21 protein-coding genes are annotated in these 23,747 nt (G+C 42.7%); 19 read left to right on the forward strand and 2 right to left on the reverse strand.

Features of this window, described 5'->3' with window-relative positions; genetic code table 11:
* Positions 1-9 precede the first annotated feature (9 nt).
* The 9 genes from KKOR_RS06425 to KKOR_RS06460 all read left to right on the forward strand — a co-directional run bounded on the left by KKOR_RS06425 (position 10) and on the right by KKOR_RS06460 (position 8,554).
* Positions 10-543 carry a hypothetical protein gene (locus KKOR_RS06425; protein WP_012801211.1) on the forward strand — a complete coding sequence of 178 codons (534 nt, stop codon included), beginning with the start codon at positions 10-12 and terminating at the stop codon, positions 541-543.
* A 13-nt stretch (positions 544-556) separates the two neighbouring features.
* Entirely contained in the window at positions 557-898 is a 342-nt protein-coding gene (locus tag KKOR_RS06430; protein WP_012801212.1) for a DUF6488 family protein, read from the forward strand.
* Between the two features lies 1 nt (position 899).
* Positions 900-1,955, forward strand: coding sequence for a DUF2231 domain-containing protein (locus tag KKOR_RS13470; RefSeq protein ID WP_012801213.1), 1,056 nt, complete (start codon positions 900-902; stop codon positions 1,953-1,955).
* A gap of 128 nt (positions 1,956-2,083) precedes the next feature.
* Positions 2,084-2,230 carry a hypothetical protein gene (locus KKOR_RS13565; protein WP_012801214.1) on the forward strand — a complete coding sequence of 49 codons (147 nt, stop codon included), beginning with the start codon at positions 2,084-2,086 and terminating at the stop codon, positions 2,228-2,230.
* A 217-nt stretch (positions 2,231-2,447) separates the two neighbouring features.
* Positions 2,448-2,597 (forward strand): transposase, encoded by a 150-nt coding sequence (locus KKOR_RS13415; RefSeq protein ID WP_083777357.1) that lies wholly within the window; start codon positions 2,448-2,450, stop codon positions 2,595-2,597.
* A gap of 1,949 nt (positions 2,598-4,546) precedes the next feature.
* Positions 4,547-5,680, forward strand: coding sequence for a phosphate porin (locus tag KKOR_RS06445; protein ID WP_012801217.1), 1,134 nt, complete (start codon positions 4,547-4,549; stop codon positions 5,678-5,680).
* Between the two features lie 11 nt (positions 5,681-5,691).
* On the forward strand, positions 5,692-6,216 hold the full coding sequence (locus tag KKOR_RS06450) for a c-type cytochrome (RefSeq protein ID WP_012801218.1): 525 nt from the start codon (positions 5,692-5,694) through the stop codon (positions 6,214-6,216).
* 220 nt (positions 6,217-6,436) lie between these two features.
* On the forward strand, positions 6,437-7,018 hold the full coding sequence (gene petA, locus KKOR_RS06455; RefSeq protein ID WP_012801219.1) for a ubiquinol-cytochrome c reductase iron-sulfur subunit: 582 nt from the start codon (positions 6,437-6,439) through the stop codon (positions 7,016-7,018).
* A gap of 267 nt (positions 7,019-7,285) precedes the next feature.
* Positions 7,286-8,554: a cation:proton antiporter gene (locus tag KKOR_RS06460; RefSeq protein WP_012801220.1), complete on the forward strand. Its 1,269-nt coding sequence runs from the start codon at positions 7,286-7,288 to the stop codon at positions 8,552-8,554.
* 56 nt (positions 8,555-8,610) lie between these two features.
* On the opposite strand, the gene KKOR_RS06465 is transcribed toward KKOR_RS06460, so the two are convergent.
* Positions 8,611-10,023, reverse strand: coding sequence for a heavy metal sensor histidine kinase (locus KKOR_RS06465; RefSeq protein WP_228638797.1), 1,413 nt, complete (start codon positions 10,021-10,023; stop codon positions 8,611-8,613).
* Positions 9,995-10,687 (reverse strand): heavy metal response regulator transcription factor, encoded by a 693-nt coding sequence (locus KKOR_RS06470; protein ID WP_012801222.1) that lies wholly within the window; start codon positions 10,685-10,687, stop codon positions 9,995-9,997. Before KKOR_RS06470 ends, KKOR_RS06465 begins: the two co-directional genes overlap by 29 nt.
* Positions 10,688-10,883: 196 nt before the next feature.
* Between KKOR_RS06470 and KKOR_RS06475 the strand changes: the two genes are divergently transcribed.
* The 10 genes from KKOR_RS06475 to KKOR_RS06520 all read left to right on the forward strand — a co-directional run bounded on the left by KKOR_RS06475 (position 10,884) and on the right by KKOR_RS06520 (position 23,735).
* Positions 10,884-11,174, forward strand: a complete 291-nt coding sequence (locus tag KKOR_RS06475) for a hypothetical protein (RefSeq protein ID WP_012801223.1) — start codon at positions 10,884-10,886, stop codon at positions 11,172-11,174.
* A gap of 32 nt (positions 11,175-11,206) precedes the next feature.
* Positions 11,207-11,755 carry a c-type cytochrome gene (locus KKOR_RS06480; protein WP_012801224.1) on the forward strand — a complete coding sequence of 183 codons (549 nt, stop codon included), beginning with the start codon at positions 11,207-11,209 and terminating at the stop codon, positions 11,753-11,755.
* A gap of 77 nt (positions 11,756-11,832) precedes the next feature.
* A complete protein-coding gene (locus KKOR_RS06485) occupies positions 11,833-13,608 on the forward strand; it encodes a copper resistance system multicopper oxidase (protein WP_012801225.1) in 1,776 nt (591 codons plus the stop codon).
* A gap of 9 nt (positions 13,609-13,617) precedes the next feature.
* The gene (locus KKOR_RS06490) at positions 13,618-14,367 is read left to right on the forward strand and encodes a copper resistance protein B (protein WP_012801226.1); all 750 of its coding nucleotides are present in this window, start codon (positions 13,618-13,620) and stop codon (positions 14,365-14,367) included.
* Between the two features lie 45 nt (positions 14,368-14,412).
* Positions 14,413-15,744 (forward strand): APC family permease, encoded by a 1,332-nt coding sequence (locus KKOR_RS06495; protein WP_012801227.1) that lies wholly within the window; start codon positions 14,413-14,415, stop codon positions 15,742-15,744.
* Between the two features lie 680 nt (positions 15,745-16,424).
* Positions 16,425-16,967 (forward strand): DUF411 domain-containing protein, encoded by a 543-nt coding sequence (locus KKOR_RS06500; protein ID WP_012801229.1) that lies wholly within the window; start codon positions 16,425-16,427, stop codon positions 16,965-16,967.
* Entirely contained in the window at positions 16,964-18,286 is a 1,323-nt protein-coding gene (locus tag KKOR_RS06505) for a TolC family protein (protein WP_012801230.1), read from the forward strand. The genes KKOR_RS06500 and KKOR_RS06505 overlap by 4 nt, the downstream gene beginning before the upstream one ends.
* Before the next feature lie 11 nt (positions 18,287-18,297).
* Positions 18,298-19,917 (forward strand): efflux RND transporter periplasmic adaptor subunit, encoded by a 1,620-nt coding sequence (locus KKOR_RS06510; RefSeq protein ID WP_012801231.1) that lies wholly within the window; start codon positions 18,298-18,300, stop codon positions 19,915-19,917.
* Complete coding sequence (locus KKOR_RS06515; protein WP_012801232.1) at positions 19,910-23,032, forward strand: efflux RND transporter permease subunit; 3,123 nt, start codon at positions 19,910-19,912, stop codon at positions 23,030-23,032. Before KKOR_RS06510 ends, KKOR_RS06515 begins: the two co-directional genes overlap by 8 nt.
* A 274-nt stretch (positions 23,033-23,306) precedes the next feature.
* A complete protein-coding gene (locus KKOR_RS06520; protein WP_012801233.1) occupies positions 23,307-23,735 on the forward strand; it encodes a MerR family transcriptional regulator in 429 nt (142 codons plus the stop codon).
* Positions 23,736-23,747: the final 12 nt, after the last annotated feature.

Raw genomic sequence — 23,747 nt, forward strand, 5'->3', positions numbered from 1 at the left:
AGATTAACTATGCAACCAACAGTTAGTAATAAAAGTTTACTCAAAGCGAGCATTATCGCTTTAGTGATTGCGGCAATCGCCTTAGTAACCATTATTTTGCCGTCAGAGTACAACGTTGACCCAACGGGCATTGGCCAGAAGCTTGGGCTAACAGTTTTAGCCACCGGCAAGACTGAAGAAAACAAAGTAACGCCTGTTGAAAATGATGCGCAACTTGAGTCAGCCACCAAGACTATCGAGGTGACAGTTCCGGCTGGACGTGGTATCGAATATAAGTTCGCCATGGAACAATTCTCAAAGATGGAATACGAATGGATGACTGATGGTCAGCCGCTCTATTTTGATCTGCATGGGGAACCTGAAGGTGATACTACCGGTTATTTTGAAAGTTATGTCATAGCAACCAATGCCGAAATGAAAGGATCATTTACAGCACCTTTCGCGGGTTCGCATGGTTGGTATTGGAAAAACAACTCAGATCAGGACGTTGCGATACAGTTAATCGTCGAAGGCGAATTTGAAGTTATTGGTTTAAAACAGTAAATTGGAGACAGTTATGAAAAAAATATTAAGCATTTTAGCGTTGGTAATTGTGTTTGCATCGGGCAGTGTATTTGCACACGGTTCGCACGGTAAAATCAGCGGCCAGGACGCAAAGAGCATTGCCTATAAGTCAGTTAAGCAAATGACTTTTAAAGACTTAGGTTTTGAGCCAGGGAAGCTCAATGAAAGCTGGAAGAAAATCACTGATGCTGACATTTCAGTAGTCGAAGTCGGAACAGGTTATTTCGTCGTGAGTGCAAAAAACACATCGGAAGAAGCAACTATTTATTTCAAGATAGCCACTAATGGTCAGGTACTGGCTGCAAGCGAAACGAATAATTTCTTAGAGGAATAACATGATCGAAATCATTCCAAATTGGCACCCAATATTTGTTCACTTTACCGTAGCATTACTTGTTATCTGCGGTATTTTTCAGCTCGTGCTTTGGGTTTTCCCCAGAAAAGCAACTACTACGGCAATGAGTGCCCTGGGTTGGCTTGTCATACTTGGCGCTGTTGCTGTTCTTGCAACTGTTGGTACAGGCTTACAAGCTTATTATAGCGTTGCTCACGATACACCATCTCATTTAGCGATGACCGATCATCGCAATTGGGCGTTGGCGACAAGTGCTGTTTTTCTGATTGGCGCGGCTTTATTTTATCTCTTTCCAAGAAAACACCAGTATCTTGCAGGCCTCTTTTTCGTTGCAGCTTTAATCTTAGTGTCGATCACAGCTTATAAAGGCGGCGATCTTGTATATCGCCATGGGTTAGGGGTGATGTCACTTCCAGAGGTGTCTGGTGAAGGACATGATCACGACCATGGTGACGGCAAAGGGCACGATGAGCAAAGCAATCACCACGGTGATACAGAAGAAAGCACTGCAAAAGCTAGTGTTGCTCATGCTCACGATGACACGCATGCACATCAGGGTGATAGCCAAGCTCATCATGCAAATGAAGATGATAGAGCATACATCAACCAAATAATCGCTGATGTTAAATACGGTTGGGAAAATGGTGATGGAGCTCCGTTCCGGAAGCATTTCCTTGATTTTGAAGGTGCCCGATATGTAGAGTCAGGTGGTCAGAACGAAGGCCTTAACGATCTGGTGACTCATCATGTAGAACCAGAAAAAGATACTCTTGAATATCTTTCTTTGGAATTCTCAAATATAGAAATACACTTTGAGAACGGCTTTGCCTGGGCAGTAGCCGATACCCGAGTTAAAGGTAAAGTTAACAAAACGGGATATGAGTTTGATAAATCAGGCTACCAGACATTCCTGTTCCGCAAAGTAAACGACCAATGGAAAGTGATACATACTCACTCATCATCGCGCGATTATCGTGGCGATGAGGTAAAAGACGATCCCAAAGAAGACACCAATGAAGAACCTCATGAGCATTAAGTGTCATTTCTGAATATTAGCAGCACGTATAAAAGCCCCTAATAAAAAAACGGGGCTTTTTTTTATTATTCAATCCCAAACCAAGACTCCAGTGCATCAAATAAGTACAACACTTTGGAGTTTTAATAATGACATCGATCTTTTCCAAGATACTGTACGGTATCACGTTAGCTATAGTGACTCAGCAAGTCAGCGCCCTTAGTTTAGCTGAAGAGCTTGCACAGCAAGATGCTGGGGTCTTTGAAAGAGGTTGTAATGCGTTTGATTCTGACTAGTTAAAACATCATGTTGGTGAAGATTTGTTGTAGTGGTCATTGGGTTAATCATTGATGTGATTGTATAAAGTGGCACTCGTCATATTTCACATTTGAAATCCTGAGGAAAAACTCGAACGATGAAATCTTATAAGCCACAATATTATATACCAGTTTTGAAATATTATGTGTAGTGGGAAAACAAACCCGAACACCATTTTAGGTAAATAGGTGTTCAATGAAAAGAAAACAAACCCGAACGTTCACAGAGTTTAAATATGACACAGCGAGCTTAGTGCTTGATCAAGGTTATAGTTTTACAGAAGCCTGTCGAGTTCTTGATGTGCATGACAATACTTTGCGTAACTGGGTAAAGCGCTTGAGTTAGAACGTGGTGGGCACACATCAAACAGTCAGGCCCTATCACCAGAGCAACAGCGGCTCCAGGAGCTTGAAACTCGAGTAATCCCACACGAGCGTGAAAAAGCCATTTTAAAACAGGCTACAGCTCTCTTGATGTCCGACGACCTGAAAACTACGCGCTGACAGACCGGTTGAGGGAGCATGAAACAATAGCATTGATCTGTTCAGATTTAGGTGTTGGTTTAAGCAGTTACTATGAGTGCCGTAAGTGGCACCCTCAGATAGAGGCAAAGCGACGATTGCTTCGCACAAGAGTGAAGCGTTTGTTCGTCAAGTCACGTAACTCAGCCAGTACTTACACACTGGTCGACATGCTCAAAGATGAAGGCATTGTCATGGGGCGGTTCAAGGCGGGCCGCCTAATGAAGGAGCGAGGGCTGACAAGCAAGTACCCAGGGCCTAACCATCAGTAGGTTTTACAATGAGAGTAAGCGTGTTTAAAACCGAGTTGATCAAGCCGTCAGCATCCGAGCCCGGAGAATGTTTGTTTGCTGTGTGACTGAAATCTTTAGTAAAATGATGAGAGTAAGCAAGCCAGAACTTCAGATAGGGGGACTTGATGCTGAACCGGAAACGCTTGAACAAGCCAAAAAACAGCCTTTTAGGAAGCGCGGCTTAAGTTACTACAAGGTTTTGCAAAATGGCTGCCATTCGATGAAGGCTCATTTGACCTAGTGGTATCAAGCTTGTTTTCCATCGTCTAAATACTGAGCAAAAAACAGGAGACTTTGAAGAGATAATTCATTTTTTAAAACGGGGAGGACACCTTTACGTTACTGACCGGGCGCATCTCCTTATGCTTAACGCGTCTTAGTTTGCATCATTCATATGCTAGATGACCTTGATACCACTTCAAACAGCGTTAAGAATGTTTTGCCTATTTTAATTAAAGACTCAGGACTGTGCGCTATCAAAAAATTTTATATTTCGCGACTCCTTTAGGTATTATTCGATTGTGTCAAATTAAGCTCAGTGAGCTAATGTCTAGAAGTTTTAATGATGAGAGATATCCTTAAGGATAGGTTGCTACTGGAGGCTGACATCTTCAGTGACCAAGCATCTCAATCATCAGAGCTGGATGCAAATAGCTGAACTCGTATTTATTAGCGATGATTTTAGATCACTGGGAGGCCTTTTCCAATATCTACTTAGAAAAGATATTCCGATGGCCTTGTTAGTTAACCTTGTACCGTCGTCTAACTATTAAACGTAGCTATGGTTTGTTACTTGCCGAACTTCTATAAGACTATATCGCTAGCATATCTGTCGTTAGGTTTTAGTCTGTAACTATAAGTTCTTACTGATTAATTGACAATTTTTCTATTTATTTGATTTCGATCAATATGCGCACATTTCTAATCGGTAAGATTAATAGGCAGATATTTATATTGGGGAGAGTATAATGCTACATGTCTTTAAACTACTGTTGGCACTTATAGCTTTAGTGATATCAAGTAGTGTCTTGGCATGTGAATCGTATACAGATAGCAAATCTAAGGTATTACAAATTTCAAAGCTCGTTATTGAACCTCACTCCGATACACAAAAGCTTAAAAAGTTATCATCACATCATTTTCAGCAAGAGACTGAGCGAGAAGAATTGCACCAATGTCGTTGTTGTGACCTAGGTTGCAATGGTAGTTGTGCAGATTGTATAACTTGTGTTGTTGCTTATCCAGCGATGGACAATTTGCCTGACAAAGCACTTGGAATTGTTAACCTTCGTGTAAATGTTTATCAAAAGTGTGACGTTACCCCCCCTTTTTTTTCCATAGAACACCCGCCTCAATAAAAATCTACTAACCACATATTTTTTAATCTATGGCTGGCAGTAAGAGAATACCTGCTCCAGAATAAGCAAGGTAAACGACGTCAGCGTAGCACCTTTAGAATTAATGATAACGGAGATGTACCATGAAACTTGGTAGACTAACCTTATTTTTTGGGGCCGGCTTAACTATCCTTTCGGCAAACGCACAAACCAATGATGATGAAGATGGTCGCTTTGCATTTGGAGGGTATGGTGAGACGACTTACACTCGTACTGAAGATGTAGTTGATAGCTTTAAGACTAAATTTGTTCCAATTTTTCTAGTAAAAGTATCCGATAAACTTCATGTTGAAGCTGAATTAGAGTTTTCGATAGGTGAAGACGGTGAAACGGAAACAGAACTAGAATACGGTGATATTCATTATTTCATCAATGATCAATGGACTTTTACCGCAGGGAAGTTTTTACTCCCTTTTGGGCAGTTCGGTGCAAACCTACATCCTAGCTGGATAAATAAATTGCCCTCTGTACCCGGAACCTATGGTGGACACGGTGGCAATGGACTAATGTCGGGTGTTATACCAGTGCTCAGTGATACGGGGGTTGCAATCCAGTTTACCCAACCTATCGGCAAGCATAGTAAATGGTTTATTGATCTTTATTTGGTGAATGGAGCTAGAGAAGAGGTTGAAGAACACTCTGAAGAAGCGGAGGTGGGTGAAATTGATGGGCATGGGGAAAATCTATTTCCAGAAATTGAGTTTGAAGGTGGTAGTTCAGACAACAATGATAACAAAGCGCTTGGTGGACGAGTTGGTTTAGCCTTCCTTCCTGAGTGGGAAGTAGGGTATTCGTTCTATCGGAGTAAATACGATGCATCGGGAGATTTAAGCTATAACGCATCGGCATTTGATATCAACTGGATTAGTGATTATGTTTCGGTTCGCGGAGAATATATTCGAAGCGAGGCTGACGCCTTAGTTGAAGAATTGCACGAAGGCGAATACGTAGATGAGCTGTATCGTATTGACCGCTCCGGTTGGTATATTCAAGGAACTTATAGTCTGCGCCAGCTAAATATTGAGTCATTAAATACTGTAGAGGCTGTGGTGAGGCACAGTCGATTAAAGGGTATAGACGAAGGTGAGCGCTGGACCTATGGAGTTAACTATTGGCTTTCGCCTAGTACAGCTCTGAAATTTGCCTTTGAAGACACCAAGATGTTCAACGGTGATAAAGATACTCGTGTCTTTGCACAATTTGCTTACGGTTTTTGAGGAGAATATCAATGAATTTCGCTAAATTATTTTTTACAGTCACTTTTGCTGTTATCTCTATTCAGGCTCATGGAGTAGAAGTAGGTAGTGGCGCAGAAATATATAATGACAATTGTGCTCGTTGCCACAATCCACGTCCTATTCAGGAGTTTACAGGAGCGGACTGGTCGGTGATAGTTCCTCATATGCGAGAGAAAGGGCACCTTACAGGCGAAGAAGCACGTGTTTTAGAAAAATACATTCAGGACATGTTGGAACCGTCAGAAAGCGCTAGTCAAAAATCTGAATCTGCTTTGGATGAATTACCCGATGGACGAACTCTTGTTTCCCGATTTGGGTGTATGGGCTGTCATAGCTTCGATGGTTCTGGTGGGAGCATAGGTCCCGCTCTCGATAATATTGTTGCTCAAAGAGGAAAGGATTTTGTTAAAGCTAAGTTAAAAAACCCACAGTTTAATAATCCTGCTTCAGCAATGCCAAGAATATCACTGAGTGAGGAACAAATTGAATCGATTATAGAATATCTTGAAAAGTAAACACAGAGCCACAGGTCAAGTTATTGTATCAGCTTGACCTGTGTGTAGAGTAAAGCATGTATTCGATTAATGCTTGGTTTTGAAACACGAAGAGTTTGACGAGTGTGAAAAGTTACACTATTAAGTGTATAAAAAAAATTAACATTACAAACACAATAGTTGTTGTGATGCATAGATATGGAACACATCAGTCTATTTAAAGTCTATTAGGTGAAATACTATGAATTCAGCTAACCATGGTAAGCGACGATTTCTTACCATAGCAACTTCTTTTATAGCAGGGGCCGGATTGGTGGGTCTTTCTATACCTTTTATTAAGTCTTGGAATCCGAGTGCGCAGACTAGGGCTGAAGGAGCGCCTGTAAAGGTTGATGTATCAAAAATTGATCCGGGGTTTATGGTGACCGTAAAATGGCGAAGCAAACCTGTTTGGGTTCTAAGAAGAACGGAAGAGCAAGTCAAAGGCTTAAGTAATACTAATCATATTACCCGATTGCGTGACCCTGACTCAATTATTGAACATCAACCCGAGTATGCGCGAAATTCATTGCGTAGTATTCGAGATGAAATCTTAGTTGTAGTTGGCATATGCACTCATCTTGGTTGTGTGCCTAAATATCAACCTTTTGGGGTTCAGGATGACTACCACGCAATGTACTTTTGTCCTTGCCATGGTTCCAAATTCGATTTGGCAGGGCGAGTTTATAAAAGTGTACCCGCACCATCAAATTTGATTATTCCACCTCACCGTTATGTAGACGAAAACCTGTTGGAGATTGGCGTTCATCAGAGACCAGTTTGAAAATGAGAACGAAACATGAATAGATGAGAACCAGTTAGCTCAGAAACTTAACTGACGTTTATAAGGAGAGTTCTCCTTGGATTATTTGCTCGCTAACAACTTTCAGATATACCCTCTCGATTAACACCTTTTGTTTGCTCTGGCGAACCATCAGGCTATTTAACTAGGCAATAGTTTCCGTTGTATATTATGTTGCTGGTCAACTATATTTGGTATCGACATGGAGAACATTGATTAACTAACTAATAATCACAGGAATAATTATTGATGGAAACGCTATGGATTATTTTTATATTGCTTGTTATTACCCGGCTATGTGGTGCGATAGCGGCACGACTCAGTTTGCCTGTACTAGCCGGTGAAATTATTGCAGGTGTCATGCTTGGGGTGTTGATTGGCTGGATTGGTAAGGACTGGGAATTATTTAATCTTAACGATAGTCATCACTTTATGACTTTAGCCGACTTAGGGATTTTCTTTCTCATGCTTCTAGGTGGTCTTGAAATGCAACCTCAAGAATTGCTGGAGTCTCGCTTTACTGCTTTGTCAGTTGCAATTTTGGCCATGCTTATTCCTTTGGTGTCAGGGTTTGGTATAGCCTGGCTATGGCTTCCCAGTTCGGAGTTCCAATTTGCACAATCCTTTTTTGTCGGAACAGCACTCGCAATAACCGCAGTTCCAGTTACAATTAAAGTTCTTATTGATATGAAGATGTTAAAGACTGCTATAGGAAAACTGATTGTCTCAGCAGCAGTTATTGATGATCTTCTTAGTTTGATTTTACTAAGTATACTTACAGCAATTTTAAATACAGGGAGACTACCTAGTGCTAATGACATTATAATTATATTTGGTCAAACGTTTTTATTTGTCTCTCTCGTATATTTCTTGGGACGATGGCTAGTAAAGCCAACAGCACGTTATATTAACCGTCTCGGGATTGAAGAGATGGTTTTCAGTTTCCTCTTAATCCTTGGTACTATATTTGCTATGATCGCCGAAGTACTGGGGCTACATTTTATTCTGGGCGCGTTTGCAGCAGGACTTTCTTTTGGACGGAATACCATTAATCAAAAAGTTTTTAACGACGTAAAAAAGAAAGTTTCTGCGATCACTACAGGTTTTTTAGCTCCAATATTTTTTGCATCGATTGGGATGGAAATAGAATTGTCAGCGATTACAGAAACACCTTTATTTTTGATTACTTTAATTACTATCGCGTTTCTCGGTAAAATCTTAGGTGCAGCCATTCCATGTTATCTTTTTGGCTATTCAATAAGGCAGTCAGTCTCGGTGGGGGTTGCAATGAGTTCGCGTGGTGTAGTGGAATTAATTATTGCTGGTATTGCATTGCGAGCTGGCTTATTTGAAGTGAGTGACACTAGTAGCTCTCAGATTGTGGAAAACTTATTCTCAACCATTGTCCTTGTGGCGATTATTACTACCTTAGTAGCTCCCATAGGTTTTAGACTTCTCCTTTCTCAACAAGCAAAGAAAAACAGAGTAAATGATGGTGGTGGGAATAATCTTGAGTGAGTTTTATGGAAGTTATTAAGTCTTTGCCAGTAGGGGCGAGGAGCGATTCACTAAGTTCACTTTGATTTTGGTAAAAAAAGTGTAAAGGTGGTTGTATTCTGGTTCGAAACTGCCTCGACATATCCTCTGTGCGCATCAACAATAGAGCGTACTATTGCTAACCCCAATCCTACCCCTTCACTTTGTCGCGTTCTTGATGGATCTGCACGATAAAAACGATCGAACACTCTTGGAAGGTGTTCCGTGGAGATTGGGGAGGCTGGGTTAATCACACTAAGAGATACTTCGCCTTTCGTTGGTGTGTCAAGCCGAATTTTGATCCATTGACCTTCAGGAGTATGACGAATAGCATTTGATAAAAGATTTGATATAGCTCTACGAATCATGGAACGATCACAATGAATAGATGAAGCTTGGCCCTCTAGAGACAGACTAATATTTTTTTCATCTGCTAATGCTTCAAAGAATTCAAACAAGTCTTCTATTTCACCAGCTAGATCTAAGTTCACTAGAGTGGGTTTGAGAAAGCCATGGTCACTTTTTGCTAGCCAAAGCATGTCGTTGACCATCTTGGCTAGGCGTTCTTGCTCCTCTAAATTTGAGTAGAGTAATTCACGGTATTCGTTGAGGGTTCTAGCCTTTCCTAATACTACCTGAGTTTGGGTGATTAGATTAGTCAGAGGGGTTCTCAATTCGTGTGCTATATCTGCAGAAAAATGTGATAGACGAGCAAAACTTTCTTCTAATCTCTCCATCATCTGATTAAATGCGGTAGCAAGGTCCTGCAACTCTAAGGGTAACGTATTGATGTTTAGTCGCACATGGAGGCGATCAACTTGAATTTTACGCATGTTCTCGGAAAGCCCACGTAAAGGAGCATGTCCCTGATGAACTCCTAACCAGGTGGCAAGGAGAGTAATACCGCCAGTGAATAACATAATTAGCCACAAACTACGACGAAATCCTGACAAAAACTGTATGTGAAAGCTCATGTCGATTCCCGTTACAACTCTGTACTCTTTGCCATTACTGATAAGGCTTGTGACAACACCACGATAGGTTTTTCCATTTCTCTTCCAAGTACTTAAGCCTTCTGCTTGAATAGGGTTTACTGGTGGTAATGTTGAAATAATCTCTGAGAAATCGACATCGGGTGTATTAAATATTGGCTGGGTGCCATCGTCACCCCAGACCTCAAAGTATACACCATGATGTCCGGATACTGCATTAGATAAGGTATTCTGTTGCTGGTATAACTCTTCTGCGCTTTGTATGGCTTCAAATATTGCACTGTTTATTACCGTTAACTCTTCTGCGTCCTGCTCAGCAAAATGCCGCTCTACTGTACTTAAAACTAAACTGCCGATCAGTAGCAAGCTGACGCCAATAGCCAGTGCAACAAAGACCATGACTCTTGTAGTTAACGATAGAGGTCTTCGTTCAGGCAAGATCATTATCTGATTCAGCATCTAGCATGTAACCCATACCTCGCACGGTATGAATTAGTTTTGTTTCAAAGTTGTCGTCGATTTTGGCTCTTAATCGTCGAATGGCTACATCAATGACATTAGTGTCCGAATCAAAGTTCATGTCCCATACCTGCGAAGCAATAAGTGAGCGTGGTAACACCTCACCTTGGCGCCTTACTAACAATTCCAAAAGGCAGAATTCCTTGTGACTTAGGTTGATTTTGTAGCCTGACCGTTCGACTCGATGCTTGATTAGGTCAAGGGTAAGATCGGAGATCTTGAGTTGATTTGAGCTCGGCGGAGAGGCTCCTCTTCGTAATAATGTACGTACACGAGCTAGAAGCTCAGCAAATGCAAAAGGTTTCACTAAATAGTCATCTGCGCCAAGCTCCAGCCCTTTGACGCGGTCATCTACACTATCACGAGCAGTAAGAAACAATACTGGTGTTCGGCATCCGATTTGGCGCAGTGCTTTTACTATTTGCCAACCGTCTACGTCAGGAAGCATTACATCAAGAATTATCAGGTCAAAGGATTCGGTCATAGCTAAATGGTGACCATCAAGCCCATTTCGTACAAGGACAACCACGAAGCCAGCTTCACCTAAGCCTTGTCGCAAGTAATCCCCTGTTTTCGGTTCGTCCTCAACCAGTAGTAGCTTCATAAATACTCTCGTTATATATCTCGTCAATATTTTAAACAAACTGATCCAACCACAAGATTACCTAAAGATTACATTTTTGTAATCATGGAGTCATCTAACTGTTACTGATATTTGATATATTACTACGAAAGTAGTTAGCACGCTAAAGAATAACTGGTGTGCATAAAATATTAAGATACGACCAAGGAGTCATTTAATGAAACATCAATTGTTTAATATCGTTTTAACTATATCTGTTCTAGTATTCACATCATCTGTTCAAGCTCACGATCCGAAAGAGCATATGAAAGAAGTTGAAAAACCTAACTGTGAGAGCATGAAAGCTGATGAACACTCAAAAATGGATATGAAAGATCCCGTAATTCAAGCCATGATGAAAAAGTGTCAACAGGAAATGAAGCATGACCAAGAAGACATAGGCTCAGAATATAATGAGCATGGTAGTAAAACTGAGGGAACAGAATCTTCAAAAAAACATCAGCATTAAGTCTAGCATATGTGTCTTACTAAGGAGGCAACATGGCTGTTTCGTGCGTTAAGTGTATAGTTATTACTATTGGTGTAGCTGTTGTGGGTGGCATAGGCTTCTTGTATTCTGGGTTCTACCAAGTTGGTGCTGACAATCAACATAATGGCTTCACTTACTGGGCTTTAGAAACTTTACGTGAGCGCTCAATTTCACGAGCTTCCTCTAATATTAAGGTACCGCCCGATCTTGATAATCCTAACCGTTTATTGGTAGGTGGAGCAGATTATAATGATATGTGCTCAGGCTGCCACCTAAAACCAGGTAAAGTTGAGAGCGATCTTGCCTTAGGGCTTTACCCGGCACCTCCAAACCTAACCGATACCGTGCAGCAAATTGTTGCATCGGATGAACAGGCTCGGCGGCGTTTTTGGATCATTAAACATGGTATCAAGGCTTCAGGTATGCCTGCCTGGGGTGTAGGGCATGACGATGAACGGATCTGGAATATGGTGGCTTTCTTACAACGTCTTCCAGACTTGTCGCCTGAGCAATACCAAATTTTGACTGCTCGCGGAACTGCGAGTCAAGATGTTCATTAACAGAAGAATATCTAATATTACTACAAATAAAATGCCGGAGTTAAATACAAGACTGTAAATGATGAGGACATGATGCGATGGACAAGCCAATCAAACAAGACCGTAGACGGTTTATCAAGTCCGTTGTTGGAGCAGGGGCTGTGTTTGCCTTAGCTAGAATAGTACCCACCTGGGCCAATCCAACTGGGCGAAGCTATGGTGATAAGATCAAGTTAGATAGCGTTGTAGATCTGCATATTCATCAAGAAGAAATGAGTATCGGTGGCCAAGTTGGTAGACCAATAACCATTAACGGAAGTATGCCCGGTCCCCTAATAAGATTGAAAGAAGGGCAAAGAGCCCGGCTGAATGTCACCAACGCTCTTGATGAGGATACATCAATTCACTGGCATGGCATTATTCTCCCAGAGAACATGGATGGTGTTCCTGGAGTTAGCTTTCCCGGTATAAAGCCGGGAGAGACCTTCCACTACGAGTTCGATGTTAAGCAAAATGGAACATATTGGTATCACAGTCACTCAGGACTGCAGGAACAGCTAGGCCACCTGGGCCCTCTTGTGATTGACCCAGCCGATGAGGATTTAGGTGCGGATAGAGAACACGTTATTATTCTAAGTGATTGGACATTTGAAGACCCTTATGAGGTATTCCGCAACCTGAAAGTGGCTGAAGGATATTATAATTACCAGCAACGAACATTAAGTGACACTCTAAACGATATCCGTCGTCAGGGGCTAGGAAAAACTTGGGAAGAGCGAGCCATGTGGAACAGAATGCGTATGAGCTCGCGGGATCTTTTGGATGTAACTGCCTCCTCCTATACCTATCTTATGAATGGTCTTGATAACGAATCTAACTGGACGGCTCTATATAAACCTGGTGAAAAAATTAGGCTAAGAGTTATTAACGGCTCTGCCATGTCTTTTTTTGACTTTCGAATTCCTGGCTTGGAAATGACTGTGGTTTCTGCAGATGGTCAGCCTGTAAAGCCAGTCACAATAGATGAGTTTCGAATCGGTGTGGCGGAAACCTATGATGTTATTGTGCAACCGAAAGGTGGTAAAGCTTATACTTTATTTGCAGAAAGCATGGATCGTAGTGGCTATGTGCGTGGCACGTTAGCAACAGAATTAGGCCTAGAGGCGGCAGTTCCCGAATTGCGGCCAGTGCCAGAACGAGATATGGCAGCTATGGGGATGTCGCATGAAAAGGATGATATAAATATGGATTTTTCTGAAAGAAGTCAATCCAGCATGACGTCCCATCATCAGAAGCATGAGGACCATGGTAAAAAAATGGCTAAGAGAGCATCTCCACCATCAGCTCCCGACTTGGATTTCAAGCATGCAGAGGATGAACATGGCTCGGGTGCAGCTATGATTGCCAGAAATCCTGTCAGTCGGTTGAACGAAGCAGGTGTGGGTCTTGACGGTGTAAGTCATCGAGTTTTGGTTTATGGTGATCTTATTGGTGCCCATTCTTGGCCTGATGAAAGGGAACCGGCGCGTGAAATCGAGCTCCACCTTACAGGCAATATGGAAAGGTACATGTGGTCTTTTGATGGTGTGAAGTTTACCGAAGTCGATGGGCCAGTAAAGTTTAGCTATGGTGAGCGTCTGCGTTTGATCATGGTAAATGATACTATGATGGAGCATCCAATTCATTTGCATGGTATGTGGATGGAACTTGAGAATGGGCAGTATCCTCGACCAAGAAAACATACTATGAGTCTCAAACCCAGCGAGATTGTCTCATTACTAATTAGTGCTGACTCACGTGGTAGTTGGGCCTTTCATTGTCATCTCCTTTATCACATGAAGGCGGGAATGTTCCGAGTTGTCAATGTTAGCTGAGAAAATGCCATGAAAGTACTAAATAATTTTATAATCCTTGGGCTGGCAGGAATGTGCGCTTCCGCATTCGCCAATCATGCTGAAGATAATTGGCCAGAGCCTATAAAAGAGTATAGAACTGGGCAAGTTCTATTTGATCGACTCGAAGTTATTCGCACGAATAATGATGATGATCAGTTGGTATGGGATATGCTAGCTTGGTATGGTGGTGATGAGAATCGCATATATTTCAAAAGTGAAGGAGAAAGTACATGGGATGATGGCGAGCCTGTATATCTAGAGAGTACAGAGTTGCTAGCTAGTCATTTAATTTCTCCATTCTGGGAATTACAAGGAGGTGTTGGTACTCGCGGAACAGTAGGTTCGGATGCCAATCGTGAAAACTACTTGGTGTTTAGTTTATTCGGGTTAGCACCTTATCAGTTTGAAATGGATAACTCCATTACGATAAATGAAGATGGTGATATTTCTATGAGTCTAGAGGCTGAATATGATGTACGTTTGTCTCAAGTGTCGTATATACAGCCACGTATAGAAATGGCTGCATCATTAAGTGACGCTGAAGAGTACAAGCGCCCTAAAGGTTTAAACAACATTCGTCTCGGATTGCGTTATCGCTATGAACTGTCCAGAGAATTCGCACCTTACATAGGCGTTTACTGGAGTCGAGCATTGGGAGATATGGCCGAACAAATAAAGGCTGAAGGAAAAAACGTATCAGAAACTGGTATCATGATAGGGGTTCGACTGTGGTTTTAGCCAATACTTTAATTATTGATATAATTCAAATCTAGGGGGACGGTTGTGGAAAAAAACCGAACAACAGAATATCAAAAAGAAAGCTTAACGTTATCCGGAACTGTGATGCTTGGAACTGGAGTCATGATTGGTGCGGGTATATTTGCGCTTACGGGGCAGATGGCTCAGATGACAGGGGTTCTTTTTCCACTTGCGTTTCTCGCCGCTGCCGTGATTATAAGTTTCAGCGCGTATTCCTATATAAAGATTTCTAATACCTGGCCTTCCGCTGGTGGCATCGGTATGTATCTACATAAAGCTTATGGTAACCGTCTGCCCACCGCATTTAATGCTCTACTAATGTATTTTTCGATGGTAATTGCTCAGAGCTTTTTGGCTCGTACTTTCGGAGCCTATACGATGCAGCTTTTTGGGGGGGATGAGACTGGTCGCATGGTACCCATTCTGGGTGTATCGCTAATACTGGCAGCTTTTTTACTCAATCTGCTTGGCAATCGGATGATACAAGGTACTGCATCATTCATCGGGTTTCTGAAAATTGGAGGGATATTGATTTTCGGACTGGCGGGGGTTTGGATTGCTGATAGCCTGTCAGTTGACTTCTCAACCTCGGGAGAAACAGGAAGCATTGGTAACTTCCTTGGAGCAACCGCTCTCGGCATACTGGCTTTTAAAGGCTTCACAACTATCACAAACAGTGGCTCTGAAGTGAAAGAGCCTCATCGGAATATCAGCCGTGCAATTGTAATCTCTATTGTGATCTGTGTGGTCATTTACACACTAGTTGGTTTTGCCGTAGCTAGCAATTTATCATTAGCAGAAATCATTGAAACACAAGATTACTCCCTTGCAGCGGCAGCACGCCCAGCACTGGGCGATTACGGTGTCTGGTTTACGGTCGCTATAGCCATGACGGCAACGGCAGGCGGCATTCTCGCCAGTATTTTTGCAGTATCACGTATGTTGGCCATGCTGACCGAGATGAAATTGGTTCCCCATAGTCACCTTGGTATGCCTGGCAATATCCAAAAGCATACCTTGGTCTATACAGTAGCTCTTGGACTATTCCTGACAGCCTTTTTTGATCTTTCACGGATTGCTGCTTTGGGTATTGTATTCTACCTAATTATGGATGTTGCTATTCATTGGGGGATTCTTCGTTATTTACGGGAGGACGTGAAAGCTAAAGCGTGGGTCCCAGCCACGGCCATTCTACTGGATTTACTCGCGCTTGGTGGTTTTGTTTGGGTCAAAATTAACACCGATCCGTTTGTAATTGGGGTTGCGGTAGCAACAATGCTTGTCATTGCCATTGCCGAGCTATTTTTTCTGAGACATTCTACAGCAAGCACAGGTAGCAAACAGCATGATCACTAGGTCTGTACTTACTGTTTATTCCCGAATGGCTGTAGGTAATAACTTAAGATTACACAAATGTAACCTTGGGGTAATAATTGAGTAAGTTGTAATCTGTTATAGTACTTACGTGTTTTTACTAGCGTATCTGTCTTTTTAGTAAAGATTATCGTATTTATGCTAGTTTCTATTATAGATAATATTTAGGTGACTTGGTTGACGATAGATGTACGTGGATTCTGCTTTACACTATTCATAATTTTCGTTGTGAATAATGTTTCAGCTACTTCCGACTATTGTAATGTGTCTCTTGACTCAACATATACTGTTGATTCTTTGAATAGCCAAGCACACTTAGCTCATACTTATTCAGAGGCAGAAAAGAATACTCATATATGTTGTTCTGGGGATCAAATAGAAGGTGATTGCTTTATGGGTGGTTGTTTGCCCATCATACAATATGTAGAAAATTTACAGTTAGATACTATGAGTTATTCTGACGCTGCTTGTTCGCAAATCTTTTTATTCTCACCCCCTCCTTATTTCCCTCTTATAAAACCTCCTATTTAATCGAATATAAATTACTTTCATTCTATTCTTTATATAAACAACACTCTTACTATTAATCATAGATTGGTTTAAATGATTAGTTACATATTAATGTATGTGCCATTAGAAATGGCATTGAAACAGGAGGCAGTATGCTTCGATTTATTTTGAAAGGTTTGATGATATGGCTACCAATATTCGTTTTTCTTGTAGGCTGCAATCAGGAGTCCAGTAACTCACACACTTCTGAACAAACTACCACAGATATTGAAACGGTAACGGTTTATAAAAGTCAATCGTGCGGTTGCTGTAAAAAATGGATCGATCACCTTGAAGTGGGTGGGTATAAAGTCATGACCCAACATCCAAATGATTTATTAGCTGTAAAAGAGCGATTTGGAATAGCACCCAATTTACGCTCGTGCCATACAGCTGTATCTTCAGATGGTTACGTCTTTGAGGGCCACATTTCCATTCGTTATATTCAGCAATTTTTGGCCAATCCACCAAGTGATTCTATAGGGCTGTCTGTGCCTGCTATGCCAGTAGGTAGTCCAGGAATGGAGTTTGGCAATAAGTTTATGCCTTATCAGATATTGCTTATGAAAAAAGACGGCACTTCTGAGGTATTTATGCAAGTTGATAGCAAACACCAGCAATATCAGTTAGAAGAAAAACAGGAAATGAACCCATGAAAATACTTACTACAATTCTTATCGCACTACTTGGCATTGGAGTAGAGAGAGCTGTCGCTGAATTTGTTCCAGAAAGCCTAACGTTAGAAGATACGGTGAGAATTGCTATTGAAACTGATCCTTGGCTCCGCAGCAGTAAATATACCGAAGAAGCACTAAATAACGAAGCTATTGCCTCATCAAGTTTACCAGATCCGCGCATGAGCCTTATGGCGGGAAACTTTCCTGTAGATAGCTTTGATACTAACCAAGAAGCTATGACCCAATTGTCGGTGGGTATTAGCCAAATGTTTCCACGTGGAGATAGTCTCGTATTAGCTAAGAAGCAGAAAAAGCAGCTTGCAATGCAGCATCCGTTCTTACGACTTGATCGACGAGCTAAAGTAACCGCCATGGTAACTCAACTATGGCTTGAAGTGTTCAAGGCACAGGAGAGTATTCGATTGATCGAACTAGACCGCGCATTGTTTGAGCAATTAGCAGATGCAGCTGAATCCAGTTACTCCTCAGCTCTAGGGCGGGCACACCAGCAGGATATTATTCGTGCGCAACTGGAGCTGACACAATTATCTGATCGGCTAACAGTGCTCAAGCAACAACAGGAGAGTGCACAGAAGCGACTGTCCGAATGGATTGGTGTATATGCTACGGTACGCTTGAGCTCGTCATTGCCATCAAACTCCATCTCGAAGTCGCTGGTAGTTCCCACCAATGCGCAGGACAGTGAGAATATGCAGTACAAATTGATTAGCCATCATCCAGCATTGAAAGCGTTGGGACAAAGAATCAACGCAACACAAACGAGTATTGAGCTTGCTAAACAGAAATACAAACCTGAGTGGGGGGTTACAGCCCAATATGGCTATAGGGCCAGCGATCCACTCGGGCGTGATAGAGCAGATTTGTTCTCTATTGGCGTTAGTTTCGATCTGCCTATTTTTACAGATAACCGGCAGGATCAGGAGGTTAGCGCAGCGGTAAACCGGACTGAGGCTATTAAAGCTGAGAAGTACATGCTAGGCCGTAGACTGATGGCGGAGTTGGAGACTGCAAGTGCAGAACTGAAACATCTTGATGAACGCCACGCGCTTTATACTGAACAATTACTGCCCCAAATGGCAGAGCAGGCTGAGGCTTCGCTGAGTAGCTACAAAAATGACGATGGTGACTTTGCCGAAGCTGTGCGAGCCAGAATCGCTGAGCTAAATGCCAAGATTGACGCGCTAACCATTGCAGTTGAACGTCAAAAAACTATCGCCCAAATTAATTACTTACTTACTCAAGAGTCAGATGATGCTCGGTCAGTAATATCGTTTTAAAGGAGTTTAACATGAAAGCAGTACAGAAAACCCTACTGGTCGCGTTAGTTAGTGCCTTACTTGGTGCATCTGCCGTTTGGCTACTGAGTAGCAATAATGAGACGATCGCAACAGCTTCAAACGATGAGCGCAAACCTATTTACTGGGTGGCTCCGATGGATGCGAATTATAAGCGTGACAAACCTGGAAAATCACCGATGGGGATGGACTTAATCCCTGTGTATGAGAGTGGTAGCGATAATGGTGAAGTCGGCACCGTCTTAATCTCCCCAGAGGTAATCAACAATCTTGGGGTACGCACTGCGATAGTGCAACGCGGGCGACTGAGTCTTAATATTAAAACTGTCGGTTATGTTCAGTACGACGAGAACAAACTGGTTCATATCAGTCCACGAGTGGAAGGCTGGGTCGAAAAACTCTATGTTCGGGCGATTGGTGATCCGGTTAAGGCGGGTGAGCCTTTATATAGCCTATATTCACCCACACTTGTTAACGCTCAGGAAGAGTTACTCTTGGCATCGAAACGAGGTAATCAGGTATTAATAAATGCAGCTGTTCAAAGGTTGTTAGCGCTTCAGGTAGCGCAGGCTGACATTGATAGGCTGCGAAAAACTCGAAGGGTTACTCAGACTATTACCATTACCGCGCCACAATCTGGGGTATTGGATAGCCTCGCGGTGCGAGAAGGTATGTTTATTAATCCTGGTATGAGCTTGATGAGTATCGGCCAGCTTGAGCATCTTTGGGTCATTGGAGAGGTATTTGAACGTCAGGCAAGTATGGTCCAAGAGGGCGATCAGGTAAGTCTGTGGTTGGACTATCTGCCTGGTCGTGAATGGACAGGCCAGGTTGATTATGTTTATCCCTCTTTAAACAAAAAGACTCGAACCGCACAAGTTCGGGTGCAGGTCAATAATTCTGATACCTTACTAAAACCTGGTATGTTTGCACAGATGGAGATTAACACTCGGAAGGGATCGGAAGCACTGCTAATTCCGCGTGAAGCCCTGATTCGAACTGGGGGGCAAGCTAGAGTAGTGTTAGCGCTCGGCGATGGCAAGTTTAAATCAGTGGCCGTAGATGTGGGTCGAGAAGGCGTTCGAAAGCTAGAGATTACTAGTGGTCTAAATGCCGGTGAGCGCATCGTCACCTCTGCACAATTCCTGATAGACTCGGAATCAAGTAAAACCTCTGATTTCATGCGTATGACTCAGCAGGACAGTGGGGCAAACAAAGAAGCTAATACCGAGGTCAATTCGGTCTGGACTGAAGCGCAAGTTGAGAGTCTCATGCCTGGTCATCGTATGATAACCTTAAAGCATGAGGCAATTCCCGACTGGAAATGGCCTGCGATGACCATGGACTTTAACATTGCTACAGGGGTAGATATTGATACTCTCAAACAGGGAATGCGCTTGCATGTGCAGCTCACCAAATACAGTAGTGATGATTACCGCTTGACCGAGATACAGATCCCAGAGCAAGAGGCAACAGAGGACTCTAACCCTATTGAAATGAATCATAGCCAACACAAGGGTATGAATCACGGTGAAACACCAACACTAGAATCCAATCAGCATGAAAATATGAATCACGACAATCACGAACAAAAGGGGCAATATCATGATTGAGTCAGTGATCCGTTGGTCCATCCGCAACCGTTTCTTTGTGCTATTGGCCACTTTAATGCTTGTAGGCATTGGCCTGTATTCCCTTAAGAATACGCCAGTGGACGCTCTCCCTGATTTGTCGGATGTACAGGTCATCATCAAAACCAGCTATCCCGGCCAAGCACCACAGGTAGTGGAGGATCAGGTAACTTACCCTCTTACCACCTCTATGCTTTCAGTCCCCGGTGCTGTGACTGTACGTGGATATTCTTTCTTTGGTGATTCATATGTGTACGTTATCTTCGATGAAGACACAGATGCTTATTGGGCGCGCTCACGAGTCCTGGAGTATCTGTCACAAGTTGCACCAACATTACCAACCAGCGCCCGCCCACAATTGGGCCCGGATGCTACCGGTGTTGGCTGGGTTTACTTATACGCTTTGGTTGACCGCACCGGTAAACACGATCTTAGCCAGTTACGTAGTCTGCAGGACTGGTTTTTGAAGTACGAGTTACAAACCGTTCCAGGTGTTTCAGAAGTCTCTTCACTTGGCGGTATGGTCAAGCAGTATCAGGTAAAAGTAAACCCTGAGAAATTACGTGCTTTCGGTATCCCTCTATCTCATATTCAAACAGCAATTAAACGTGGTAATCAGGAAGTGGGGGCCTCAGTGATAGAGATGGCAGAAGCCGAATATATGATACGTGCAAGTGGTTATATTCAAGGAATTGAAGATTTGGCAACCATTCCGCTTGGGGTTGACAGCAATGGTACGCCTTTACTACTAAGGGACGTAGCAGAAATTGAAGTAGGACCACAGATTCGCCGTGGTATAGCGGAACTCAACGGTGAGGGTGAAACCGTTGGTGGCATCGTTGTGATGCGTATCGGTGAAAACGCGCAGAAAACTATCAATGGTGTTAAAGCTAAACTTGAGAAACTTAAGGCTGGGTTGCCCGAGGGCGTGGAAGTGGTTACCGTTTATGACCGCTCAGGACTAATAGAACGAGCAGTCGAAAATCTTTGGCATAAGTTACTCGAGGAGTTTTTAGTAGTAGCTTTAGTATGCATGATCTTTCTATTTCATATTCGTTCTTCTTTGGTTGCGATAATTAGCTTACCGGTCGGAATTCTGACAGCTTTTATCGTTATGCATTGGCAGGGGTTAAATGCCAATATCATGTCATTGGGAGGCATTGCTATTGCCATTGGGGCTATGATCGACGGTGCTATTGTGATGATTGAGAACATGCACAAACACATGGAGCGTACTCCGCTAACAGACAAAAACCGTTGGCAAATAGTAACAGAATCGGCTGCTGAAGTGGGGCCTGCATTATTCTTTAGTTTGTTGATTATCACAGTGAGTTTTGTTCCGGTCTTTACCTTGGAAGCTCAAGAGGGGCGAATGTTTAGCCCTTTGGCATTTACCAAGACTTATGCGATGGCAGCCAGTGCTGCGCTTGCAGTAACGCTGGTTCCTGTACTGATGGGGTACTTTATCCGCGGAAAGATATTACCTGAAAACAAAAACCCCATTAACCGGGTTCTCACGGGGCTCTATATGCCCGCATTAAAAACAGTCCTACGCTTTCCTAAAGTAACATTAGCCCTAGCTTTATTATTAACTTTAGTAGGGTTCTGGCCAGTCAATAAAATTGGGAGCGAATTTATCCCTAACTTGGACGAAGGAGACTTAATGTATATGCCTACTACCTATCCAGGTTTGTCGATTGGTAAGGCTCGTGAAGTTCTGCAACAAACAGATAAGTTGATTGCCACTATCCCTGAAGTTAAAACAGTCTTTGGAAAGATTGGCCGTGCTGAAACAGCTACTGACCCTGCACCGCTAACTATGATTGAAACGTTCATACAACTGAAACCCAAAAACGAATGGCGAGAGGGTATGACTACCGATAAGCTCAAAAAGGAAATGGATGCGCTGATAAAATTTCCTGGTTTAACTAACGCTTGGGTAATGCCAATCAAGACCCGCATCGATATGCTTGCTACCGGTATCAAAACACCAGTAGGTATAAAGGTCGCGGGTGAGGAACTAAAAGAAATTCAACAAATTGGCCAGCAACTGGAGCAGATTCTAAAGGATGTACCCGGTACCGCCTCTGTCTATTCTGAGCGAGTAGCTGGCGGACGCTACATTAAGGTAGACATTCAGCGCGAGAAAGCAGCCAGATATGGACTCAATATTGCTGATGTACAACAAGTAGTTGCAACCGCTATAGGTGGCATGAATGTGACACAGACAGTAGAAGGTTTGGAGCGGTATCCAGTGAACCTGCGCTATCCACAAGACTATCGCAACTCACCGGAGCAGATCGGATTATTACCGATAGTTACATCTAGCGGTCAACGTATCGCGTTAGCAGATGTGGCGAAAATTTACGTTGAGGACGGTCCTCCAGCCATTAAAAGTGAAAACGCACGGCTTAATGGCTGGACCTTTGTGGATATTGAGAATGTGGACGTAGGAACGTACGTGAAAGCTGCAATGGAAACTGTTCAGCAACGGCTAGATTTGCCGGCAGGTTACTCTGTGACCTGGTCTGGTCAGTACGAATACATGCTTCGGGCCAAAGAAAAGCTAACCTATGTTGTGCCTTTGACTTTACTCATCATTATAGTATTGCTGTATATGAACTTCCGAAGTTTTGCTGAAGTAGCCATTATTATGGGTACTTTACCGTTGGCCATGATTGGCTCTTTCTGGCTTATGTATCTACTTGGCTATAACTTTTCAGTGGCCGTGGGAGTAGGCTTTATTGCTCTCGCTGGGGTTGCGGTGGAGATTGGTGTCATTATGCTGGTATATCTTAATCAGGCTTATGTCCGCATGCAGATAGAATGTGAAGCTGAAGGTACTACACCAAAACGAGATGAGTTGCATCATGCAGTGTTGCATGGTGCAGGGCAACGTGTACGACCAGTGATGATGACAGCGGCGGCAATTGTTGTTGGCTTATTACCGATCATGTACGGTAGTGGTACTGGCTCAGAAGTAATGAGTCGTATTGCAGCACCTATGGTTGGTGGCATGCTTAGTGCGGTTCTTTTGACTTTGCTGGTATTACCAGCAGTTTACTTTTTGTGGCGTGAACGTGTGTTACGTGATTAGTGCTTTTATTCAGGTGCAAGGACGCACCATCAGGAAAGCATGTGTTGTCAATCTTAAGAATTGTATCAGGAGCAATGATCTAGATCAAAAGGAAGGTGTTGCTTACACGTTACTATAAGAGGCAGAAGATTAGAGTCAGGTGCTGTTTATTTCTATCGTGTATGTCTTCTGAGTTATTGCAGTTGACCTATGTGCTGCACGCAGGTAGTAGACTGTCAAGCGACACTTAATTTCAGGGATTTAAAAATATAAGTCCTGTTTTAGAGGAATAGTTATGCGAGTAAGAGAGCTAGCCACCAGCCTTGATATAACACCGGACACGGTACGTTATTACACTCGGATTGGGTATTTGAAACCCATCAAAAACCCAAGAAATGGGTATAAAGAGTTTTGCAAGAAAGACTGGCAAAGGCTTCGCTTTATTCTGAGCGCCAGACAGATAGGTTTTTCGGTTAACGATATTGGTCAGATTCTTAAGGAGGCCGATATGCAAAAAACTCCTTGCCCAACAACAAGGAGGATAATGGAACTTAGATTACGTGGAACCGAGCAGAGATTTCGTGAAACTGCTTTACTCAGAACAAAGATAAAAACTGCACTAAAGATTTGGAAAGATAAACCAGATCAAGCTCCTACAGGAAAAATGATCTGTTATTTAATTGAGGAGTTTAGTGCTCGACAAGTGGAGAATGCATCAGTATGAAAGAACATAGGC

Source organism: Kangiella koreensis DSM 16069 (assembly GCF_000024085.1).
Lineage (GTDB): Bacteria > Pseudomonadota > Gammaproteobacteria > Enterobacterales > Kangiellaceae > Kangiella > Kangiella koreensis.

What these genes read in the sequence shown, in the direction of transcription:
- KKOR_RS06505 (WP_012801230.1), top strand. Translation starts at nt 16,964, where the DNA reads ATGAAAATACTTACTACAATTCTTATCGCACTACTTGGCATTGGAGTA.
- KKOR_RS06500 (WP_012801229.1), top strand. Translation starts at nt 16,425, where the DNA reads ATGCTTCGATTTATTTTGAAAGGTTTGATGATATGGCTACCAATATTC.
- KKOR_RS06475 (WP_012801223.1), top strand. Translation starts at nt 10,884, where the DNA reads ATGAAACATCAATTGTTTAATATCGTTTTAACTATATCTGTTCTAGTA.
- KKOR_RS06515 (WP_012801232.1), top strand. Translation starts at nt 19,910, where the DNA reads ATGATTGAGTCAGTGATCCGTTGGTCCATCCGCAACCGTTTCTTTGTG.
- KKOR_RS06490 (WP_012801226.1), top strand. Translation starts at nt 13,618, where the DNA reads ATGAAAGTACTAAATAATTTTATAATCCTTGGGCTGGCAGGAATGTGC.
- KKOR_RS06430 (WP_012801212.1), top strand. Translation starts at nt 557, where the DNA reads ATGAAAAAAATATTAAGCATTTTAGCGTTGGTAATTGTGTTTGCATCG.
- KKOR_RS06520 (WP_012801233.1), top strand. Translation starts at nt 23,307, where the DNA reads ATGCGAGTAAGAGAGCTAGCCACCAGCCTTGATATAACACCGGACACG.
- KKOR_RS06460 (WP_012801220.1), top strand. Translation starts at nt 7,286, where the DNA reads ATGGAAACGCTATGGATTATTTTTATATTGCTTGTTATTACCCGGCTA.
- KKOR_RS06445 (WP_012801217.1), top strand. Translation starts at nt 4,547, where the DNA reads ATGAAACTTGGTAGACTAACCTTATTTTTTGGGGCCGGCTTAACTATC.
- KKOR_RS06510 (WP_012801231.1), top strand. Translation starts at nt 18,298, where the DNA reads ATGAAAGCAGTACAGAAAACCCTACTGGTCGCGTTAGTTAGTGCCTTA.
- petA (WP_012801219.1), top strand. Translation starts at nt 6,437, where the DNA reads ATGAATTCAGCTAACCATGGTAAGCGACGATTTCTTACCATAGCAACT.
- KKOR_RS13565 (WP_012801214.1), top strand. Translation starts at nt 2,084, where the DNA reads ATGACATCGATCTTTTCCAAGATACTGTACGGTATCACGTTAGCTATA.
- KKOR_RS06485 (WP_012801225.1), top strand. Translation starts at nt 11,833, where the DNA reads ATGGACAAGCCAATCAAACAAGACCGTAGACGGTTTATCAAGTCCGTT.
- KKOR_RS13470 (WP_012801213.1), top strand. Translation starts at nt 900, where the DNA reads ATGATCGAAATCATTCCAAATTGGCACCCAATATTTGTTCACTTTACC.
- KKOR_RS06480 (WP_012801224.1), top strand. Translation starts at nt 11,207, where the DNA reads ATGGCTGTTTCGTGCGTTAAGTGTATAGTTATTACTATTGGTGTAGCT.
- KKOR_RS06425 (WP_012801211.1), top strand. Translation starts at nt 10, where the DNA reads ATGCAACCAACAGTTAGTAATAAAAGTTTACTCAAAGCGAGCATTATC.
- KKOR_RS06470 (WP_012801222.1), bottom strand. Translation starts at nt 10,687, where the DNA reads ATGAAGCTACTACTGGTTGAGGACGAACCGAAAACAGGGGATTACTTG.
- KKOR_RS06450 (WP_012801218.1), top strand. Translation starts at nt 5,692, where the DNA reads ATGAATTTCGCTAAATTATTTTTTACAGTCACTTTTGCTGTTATCTCT.
- KKOR_RS13415 (WP_083777357.1), top strand. Translation starts at nt 2,448, where the DNA reads ATGAAAAGAAAACAAACCCGAACGTTCACAGAGTTTAAATATGACACA.
- KKOR_RS06465 (WP_228638797.1), bottom strand. Translation starts at nt 10,023, where the DNA reads ATGCTGAATCAGATAATGATCTTGCCTGAACGAAGACCTCTATCGTTA.